The 707-nt window shown below is 52.3% G+C and carries 1 protein-coding gene; it reads right to left on the bottom strand.

Translation table 11 applies throughout. The features are described 5' to 3' along the window. Positions 1 to 707: Ig-like domain-containing protein (locus GBI66_RS19115; RefSeq protein ID WP_228267311.1), on the bottom strand; the 707-nt coding region annotated here is incomplete at both ends.

Here is a 707-nt window from a genome sequence, read left to right as displayed (position 1 = left end):
ACCATCAGTTAACGCAGGAAGTGTATTGTCTGCAAGCGTCCAGGTGCCGTCACCATTGTTCACTGCCGGATAGTCAACACCATCCACATTGACAACCACAGTGGCTGTCGGATCGTTCACTGTACCAGTGAGTGCAGGTGTACTGTCGTTAGTCAACACATCATCAAGTACAACCACTGGCGGTGTAATGTCGGCAGAGACTGTGCCTGTACCTGGCAATGAGATATTGCCTGCAGGGTCAGTTGCTGTTGCAGTCACGGTATCGCCATCCACCAGGTTACCCGGGTTTGGTACTGACCAGCTGCCATCTGTGCCTGCCACGACTGTTGCAGTGGTGCCGTCAGGGAAGCTGACTGTCACTGTTGAACCCGCTTCTGCTCTACCGCTCACTGGGTCAGTCGCATTGATTGGATCAAGTACCGGTGCATTTGGTGCGGTGGTATCAATTGTTACCACTGCTGTATCTGTACCTGCATTGCCTGCTGCATCTGTTGCAGTCACGGTAATGGTGTGTGGACCATCAGTTAACGCAGGAAGTGTATTGTCTGCAAGCGTCCAGGTGCCGTCACCATTGTTCACTGCCGGATAGTCAACACCATCCACATTGACAACCACTGTTGCTGTCGGATCGTTCACTGTACCAGTGAGTGCTGGTGTACTGTCATTCGTCAACACATCATCAAGTACACCCACCGGCGGTGTGATGT

This window comes from Acinetobacter sp. TUM15071 (genome assembly GCF_008980925.1).
GTDB lineage: Bacteria > Pseudomonadota > Gammaproteobacteria > Pseudomonadales > Moraxellaceae > Acinetobacter > Acinetobacter dispersus.
The sequence above is the reverse complement of the archived record's forward strand: the minus strand, read 5'-3'. Positions and strand labels throughout refer to the sequence as shown.